Consider the following 7,147-nt stretch of genomic DNA (forward strand, 5'->3'; position numbering starts at 1 on the left):
ATGTCGAAGCTCATCATCATCGGCGGCGGCATCGGCGGACTCGCGGCGGCCCTGGCCGTCGCCCGGCAGGGCCACGAGGTCCTGGTCCTGGAACGCGCCCCGCAGTTCGCCGAGATAGGCGCCGGCATCCAGCTCGCCCCGAACGGCCTGCACGCCCTCGACCGGCTCGGCCTCGGCGACGCCGTCCGCTCCACCGCCGTCCAGATGGACGAACTCCGCTTCATGGACGGCGTCACCGGCGAGCACGTCGCCAGCCTCGACCTGACCGAGGCCTACCGGGAGCGGTTCGGGAACCCGTACGCGGTCGTCCACCGCGCCGAGCTGCACACCAAGCTGCTGGACGCCTGCCAGGCCACCGAGGGCATCGAACTGCGCAGCGCCGCCACCGCGACCGGCTACGAGCAGGACGCCGCGGGCGCCACCGTCGTCCTGGAGGACGGCGAGCGCCTCACCGCCGACGCCCTGATCGGCGCCGACGGCATCCACTCCGCGATCCGCGGCCAGCTCGTCGGCGACGGCGCCCCCCGCAACTCCGGGATCACCGTCTACCGGGCGATCATCCCGATGGAGCAGGTTCCCGAGGAGCTGCGCCACCTGACCTCCGTCACCTGGTGGACCGGGCCCGGCTGCCACTTCGTGCACTACCCGATCGCCGGCGGCAAGTACCTGAACCTCGCCGCGAGCAGCGACAACAAGGCCGTCGAGGCCGTCGCGGGGGTCCCCGCGACCGAGGGCGACATCCGCCGCGAGTTCGCCTCGCTCGGCGAGGACGCCCAGCGCCTGCTCGCCCTCGGCGAGGGCTGGAAGTCCTGGGTCCTGGTCGACCGCGACCCCGTCGACACCTGGACCGACGGCCGGGTCGCCCTGCTCGGCGACGCCGCCCACCCGATGCTCCACTACGTCGCCCAGGGCGCCTGCCAGGGCCTGGAGGACGCCGTCGTCCTCGGCGACCTCCTCGACTGCGGGACCGACGAACTGCCGCAGCGCTTCGAGAAGTTCAACGCCGAGCGGCGCGAGCGCACCGGCCGGATCCAGCTCCTGGCCCGCGAGAGCATCAAGCTCTGGCACACCTCCGGGGCGGCCGCCTCCGACCGCAACGCCGTCCTTGCCGGCTTCAGCCGGGACGAGCTCCACGACTACGTCGCCTGGATGCACGGGCACCGCACCGACGGCACCACCGCCACCACCGCCACCACCGCCACCACCGCCACCCCGAACGGAGACCAGCGATGAACTCGACCCCGAACCACGTGCAGGTGGCCCTCATCGGAGTCGGCCCCCGCGGCCTGTCCGTCCTGGAGCGGCTGTGCGCCAACGAGCGGCACACCCCCTCGCACGACGCGGTCACCGTCCACGTCGTCGACCCCTCGGCGCCCGGCGCCGGCCAGGTCTGGCGCTCCGACCAGTCCCAGCACCTGCTGATGAACACGGTCGCCTCCCAGATCACCGTCTACACCGACGACAGCGTCCACACGGAGGGCCCCATCGAGCCCGGCCCGAGCCTGTACGAGTGGGCGAAAGGCCTCGCCGCGGAAGACGGAGCCGACGGCGCCGACCCGGCCGTCCTCGCCGAGGCCCGCCGCCTGGGCCCGAACACCTACCCCAGCCGCGCCTTCTACGGCGGCTACCTGCGAGCCGCGTTCGAGCGGGTCGTCGCCGGCGCCCCCGCCCACGTCACCGTGCGGGTGCACCGCTCGCGGGCCGTGGCCATGGCCGACACCCACGGCATCCCCGGCGGCCCGCAGGGCGTCCGGCTCGAGGACGGCACCCGTCTCGACGCCCTCGACGCGATCGTCCTGGCCCAGGGCCACGTCCCCGCCCGGCTCACCCCGCGCGAGGCGAAGACCGCGAGCCTCGCCCGGATCCACCACCTGCGCTACTTCACCCCCGCCAACCCGGCCGACCTCGACCTGGACAGCGTCCTGCCCGGCGAGAACGTCCTGCTGCGCGGCCTCGGCCTGAACTTCTTCGACCACATGGCCCTCTTCACCGCCGGCCGCGGCGGCATCTTCACCCGCGGCGAGGACGGCCGCCTCACCTACCACCCTTCGGGCAAGGAGCCCGTCCTGTACGCCAGTTCGCGCCGGGGCATCCCCTACCACGCCCGCGGCGAGAACGAGAAGGGCGCCTACGGCCGCTACCTGCCGCGGCTGCTGACCCCGCAGCGGATCGAGGAGCTGCGCGCCCGCTCCGCGGACGGCGAGGGCATCGGCTTCACCGCCGACCTGTGGCCGCTGATCTCCCGCGAGACCGAGAGCGTCTACTACGCCACCCTGCTCCAGGCCCGCGGCCGCGGCGCCGAGCGGGAGGGATTCACCCGCCGCTTCCTGTCCCTGGAGGACGCCGCGGACCGGGACGCCCTGCTGGACGTGTACGGCATCGACGCGGCCGACCGCTGGAGCTGGGAGGCGCTCTCCCGGCCGTACGGGGACCGCGAGTTCGCCGACCGCGAGGACTTCCGGCAGTGGCTCACCGCCTACCTGGAGCGCGACGTCGCCGAGGCCCGCGCCGGCAACCTCAGCGGACCGCTCAAGGCGGCCCTGGACGTCCTGCGCGACCTGCGCAACGAGATCCGCCTCGCCGTCGACCACGGCGGCCTGACCGCCGACTCGCACCGCGACGACCTGGAGGGCTGGTACACCCCGCTCAACGCCTTCCTCTCCATCGGCCCGCCGGCCTCCCGGATCGAGGAGATGATCGCCCTGATCGAGGCCGGGGTGCTCGTCCTGACCGGTCCCGGGACCGAGATCCGCGTGGACACCTCCTCCGCCCAGGCCGCCTTCACCGCCGCCTCCCGCACCGTCCCGGGCCCGCCGGTCCGCGCCGGGGTGCTGATCGAGGCCCGGCTGCCCGAGCCCGACCTGCGGCGCACCGACGACCCGCTGCTGCGCCACCTGCTCGACACCGAGCAGTGCACCACCTACCGGATCTCCGGACCGGGCGGCGCGGGGTACGAGTCCGGCGGCCTCGCCGTGACCGAGCGCCCGTACCGGCTGCTCGACGCCCGCGGCCACGCCCACCCCCGCCGGTTCGCGTACGGCGTGCCCACCGAGTCCGTGCACTGGGTCACCGCGGCCGGCATCCGCCCGGGCGTCGACTCCGTCACCCTCGGCGACTCGGACGCCATCGCCCGCTCCGTGCTCGCGCTGCCGCCCGCCGCGGCCGTCCCGGCCGGGGTGTCGCTGCCCGCCGAGACCGACCTGACCGGGATCCTCGTATGAGCACCGCGCGCCGCGACGCGCTGACCGACGCGGGACTGCTGTCCCCGGTCCGCGCCGGCACCCCCGCGGAGGAGGCCGTCTCCGACCTCGCCTGGCTCCAGGCGATGCTGGACGCCGAGGCGGCCCTCGCCCGGGCGCAGGCCCGGCTCGGCACGCTCCCGGAGGCCGCCGCGAAGACCATCACCGGCTGCGCCCGCGCCGATCGGCTGGACCTGCGCGCACTGGCCCTGGCGGCGCGGGAGACCGCGAACCCGGTGGTCGGCCTGGTGCAGGCGCTGACCCGGGTGGTCGCCGCCGAGGATCCCGCCGCCGCCGAGTACGTCCACCGCGGCTCCACCAGCCAGGACGTCCTCGACACCGGGGCCATGCTGGTCGCCGCCCGCACGCTGCGCCTGGTCCGCGCCGACCTGGCCCGCACGGCCGAGGCGCTGGGGAGGCTGGCCGCGGAGCACCGGGACACGGCGATGCCGGGCCGGACGCTGGCCCTGCAGGCGGTGCCGACGACCTTCGGGCTGAAGGCGGCGGGCTGGCGGCAGCTGGTCCTCGACGCCGAGGAGCGGCTGGCCCGCGTCGCGGACGGCGGGCTGCCGGTCTCCCTCGGCGGGGCGGCCGGGACGCTGGCCGGCTACCTGGAGTACGCCCGCATCGACGGCGGCGCCGGGGAGCAGCCGGAGGACGGCGCCTACGGGGAGCGGCTGGCGGAGGCGTTCGCCGCCGAGACGGGCCTGGCGCGGCCCGCGCTGCCGTGGCACGCGCTGCGCACGCCGGTCGCGGACCTCGCCGCGGCGCTGGGCTTCGCCGCGGGGGCGCTCGGGAAGATCGCCGTGGACGTGCTGAACCTCTCCCGGACGGAGGTCGGCGAGGTCGCCGAACCGGCCGTGGCGGGGCGGGGCGCCTCTTCCGCCATGCCTCACAAGCGCAACCCGGTGCTCAGCACGCTGCTGCGCAGCGCCGCCCTCCAGGTGCCGGTGCTGGCGGCCGGGCTGGTGCAGTGCCTGGTCTCGGAGGACGAGCGCTCCGGCGGCGCCTGGCACGCGGAGTGGCAGCTGCTGCGCGAGTGCCTGCGGCTGGTCGGCGGCGCCGCGCACACGGCGGCCGAGCTGGCGGAGGGCCTGACGGCGCGGCCCGAACGGATGCGCGCCAACCTGCTGCTGACGGGCAGCCAGGTCGTCTCGGAGCGGATCGCGGCCGTGCTGGCGCCGGAACTGGGGAAGGCGGCGGCCAAGCAGCTGCTGTCGCGGGCGTCCGCGGCGGCGGAGGAGTGCGGCCTGCCGCTGCACGAGGTGCTGGCGGCGGAGCCGGCGCTCCAAGGGCGCCGGGGCGCGGGCGAGTTGGCGGAGCTGTGCGATCCGGTGGCGTACACGGGCGCGGCGGGCGTGCTGGTGGACCGGGCGCTGGAACGGTCCGCGCCGACGCTTGAGTTTTAAATGAACTGAACTGTATAGTTCAGTAAGTCAGACGCCGCGCACCGAGCAGAAAGCCGAGGAGCCATGACGCCGCCGCCCGCACGTCCCGCAACCGGACGCTGGATCGAGGACTGGGACCCCGAGGACGAGGAGTTCTGGCAGCGCAGCGGCCGGCGCACCGCCCGCCGCAACCTCGTCCTGTCGGTCCTCGCCGAGCACATCGGCTTCTCGGTGTGGAGCATGTGGTCCGTCCTCGTGCTCTTCATGTCGCCCGAGATCGGCTTCGCCTTCACCCCCTCCGAGAAGTTCCTCCTCGTGGTCGTCCCCACCCTGGTCGGCGCGGCCCTGCGGCTCCCCTACAGCTACGCCGTCACCCGCTTCGGCGGCCGCAACTGGACCGTCTTCGCCTCGGCCGTCCTCCTCGTCCCCGCCGCCGCCGCCTTCTGGTTCATCAGACAGCCCGGCACCGACCTGTGGGTCTTCCTCCTCATCGGGGCGCTGTGCGGGCTCGGCGGCGGCAACTTCGCCTCCTCGATGACGAACATCACCGCCCTCTTCCCGCAGCGCCTCCAGGGCTGGGCCCTCGGCATCAACGCCGGCGGCGGCAACCTCGGCGTCGCCGCCGTCCAGCTGACCGGCCTGCTGGTCATCACCACCGCCGGCAGCGCCCACCCCTCGTACGTCATCGCCGCCTACCTGCCGCTGATCGTGCTCTCCTCGCTCCTCGCGGCCTGGAAGATGGACAACTTCGCCGCCGTGCGCAGCGCGCCCGGCGCCCAGCGCGAGGCCGCCCGCAACCCGCACACCTGGATCATCTCCCTCCTCTACGTCGGCACCTTCGGCTCCTTCATCGGCTACGGCTTCGCCTTCGGCCTCGTCCTGCAGAGCCAGTTCGGCGCCACCCCCTTCGAGGCCGCCCAGTACACCTTCCTCGGGCCGCTCCTCGGCTCCTTCTTCCGGCCCGTCGGCGGCCTGCTCTCCGACCGGTTCGGCGGGGCGCGCGTCACCCTGGCCACCTTCTGCGCCATGGCCGCCGGGACCGGCCTCCTGCTGCTGGCCTCCGCGCAGTCCTCGTACGCCCTGTTCCTCGGCGGCTTCACCCTGCTGTTCGTCCTGACCGGCATAGGCAACGGCTCGACGTACAAGCTGATCCCGGCGGTCTTCGCCCGGCAGGCCCAGGACGCCGTCACCTCCGGCCGCGACGCCGAGCAGGCCTTCGCCCGGGCCCGGCGCCTCTCCGGCGCCGTCGTCGGGATCGCCGGAGCCGTCGGCGCCCTCGGCGGAGTCGGGGTGAACCTCGTCTTCCGCAGCGCCTACAGCGGCCCCGTGAAGTCCGGCGAGCCGGCCTTCACCGCCTTCCTCGCCTTCTACGCCGTCTGCATCCTCACCACCTGGGCGGTCTACCTGCGCCGCCGCCCCGCCGCCCCCGCCGCAGAGGGCCGGGACGCCGCCGCGGCCGCCGCCGGCTCCGCCCGCACGGAGGCCTCCCGTGTCTGAGACCGCCACCCACTGCCCCTACTGCGCCCTCCAGTGCGGCACCCGCCTCTCCCACGACGCCGGCCGCACCACCGTCCGCCCCGACGCCGCGTTCCCCGTCAACCAGGGCGGCCTGTGCCAGAAGGGCTGGACCGCCCCCGCCCTCCTCGACACCCCCGGCCGCCTCACCCGGCCCCTGGTCCGCGGCGCGGACGGCCGGCTCGCCCCCGCAGGCTGGGACGAGGCCCTCGACCTGATCGCCGGCCGGCTGGAGCGCATCCGCGCCGAGCACGGCGCCGACGCGGTCGGCGTCTTCGGCGGCGGCGGCCTCACCAACGAAAAGGCCTACCAGCTCGGCAAGTTCGCCCGCATCGCCCTCGGCACCAGCCAGATCGACTACAACGGCCGGTTCTGCATGTCCTCCGCGGCCGCCGCCGGCTCCGCCGCGTTCGGCCTCGACCGCGGACTGCCCTTCCCCGTCACCGACCTCGCCGCCGCCGACGTGGTCCTCCTCGCCGGCGCCAACCCCGCCGAGACGATGCCCCCGCTGATGCGCCACCTCGCCGGCCCGCGGCTCATCGTCATCGACCCGCGCCGCACCCCCACCGCCGAGGCGGCCGCCCTCCACCTCCAGCCCGCCCCCGGCACCGACCTCGCCCTCGCCCTCGGCCTGCTCCACCTCGCCGTCACCGAGGGCCGCGCCGACCGGGAGTACCTCGACAAGCGCACCGCCGGCTTCGACGCCGCCTGGCGGCGGGCCGCCGCCTGGTGGCCCGAGCGCGTCGAACGCGTCACCGGGGTCCCCGTCGCCGAGATGCGCGAGGCCGTCGACCTCCTCGCCGGCGCCGAGCGGGCGTACGTCCTCACCGGCCGCGGAGCCGAACAGCACAGCAAGGGCACCGACACCGTCGCCGCGTTCATCAACCTCGCCCTCACCCTGGGCCTGCCCGGCCGCGAGGGCAGCGGGTACGGCTGCCTCACCGGCCAGGGCAACGGCCAGGGCGGCCGCGAGCACGGCCAGAAGGCCGACCAGCTCCCCGGCTA

At 75.0% G+C, this 7,147-nt stretch carries 5 protein-coding genes; all 5 read left to right on the forward strand.

Annotated features, from left to right (window positions below; genetic code table 11):
• Positions 1-1,233 carry an FAD-dependent oxidoreductase gene (locus IE170_RS02480; protein ID WP_189807663.1) on the forward strand — a complete coding sequence of 411 codons (1,233 nt, stop codon included), beginning with the start codon at positions 1-3 and terminating at the stop codon, positions 1,231-1,233.
• The gene (locus IE170_RS02485; RefSeq protein ID WP_189807664.1) at positions 1,230-3,221 is read left to right on the forward strand and encodes an FAD/NAD(P)-binding protein; all 1,992 of its coding nucleotides are present in this window, start codon (positions 1,230-1,232) and stop codon (positions 3,219-3,221) included. The genes IE170_RS02480 and IE170_RS02485 overlap by 4 nt, the downstream gene beginning before the upstream one ends.
• Positions 3,218-4,648 carry a nitrosuccinate lyase gene (locus IE170_RS02490; RefSeq protein WP_189807665.1) on the forward strand — a complete coding sequence of 477 codons (1,431 nt, stop codon included), beginning with the start codon at positions 3,218-3,220 and terminating at the stop codon, positions 4,646-4,648. Before IE170_RS02485 ends, IE170_RS02490 begins: the two co-directional genes overlap by 4 nt.
• A 63-nt stretch (positions 4,649-4,711) precedes the next feature.
• Complete coding sequence (locus IE170_RS02495; protein ID WP_189807666.1) at positions 4,712-6,124, forward strand: MFS transporter; 1,413 nt, start codon at positions 4,712-4,714, stop codon at positions 6,122-6,124.
• The coding region (locus tag IE170_RS32395) for a molybdopterin oxidoreductase family protein (protein ID WP_229884566.1) at positions 6,117-7,147 on the forward strand (1,031 nt) is incomplete at its 3' end. The genes IE170_RS02495 and IE170_RS32395, both read left to right, overlap by 8 nt.

The organism is Streptomyces toxytricini (genome assembly GCF_014649915.1).
Taxonomy (GTDB): domain Bacteria; phylum Actinomycetota; class Actinomycetes; order Streptomycetales; family Streptomycetaceae; genus Streptomyces; species Streptomyces toxytricini.

Coding starts and splice junctions, on each gene's coding strand:
- IE170_RS02495 (WP_189807666.1), top strand. CDS start 4,712: ATGACGCCGCCGCCCGCACGTCCCGCAACCGGACGCTGGATCGAGGAC.
- IE170_RS02485 (WP_189807664.1), top strand. CDS start 1,230: ATGAACTCGACCCCGAACCACGTGCAGGTGGCCCTCATCGGAGTCGGC.
- IE170_RS02480 (WP_189807663.1), top strand. CDS start 1: ATGTCGAAGCTCATCATCATCGGCGGCGGCATCGGCGGACTCGCGGCG.
- IE170_RS02490 (WP_189807665.1), top strand. CDS start 3,218: ATGAGCACCGCGCGCCGCGACGCGCTGACCGACGCGGGACTGCTGTCC.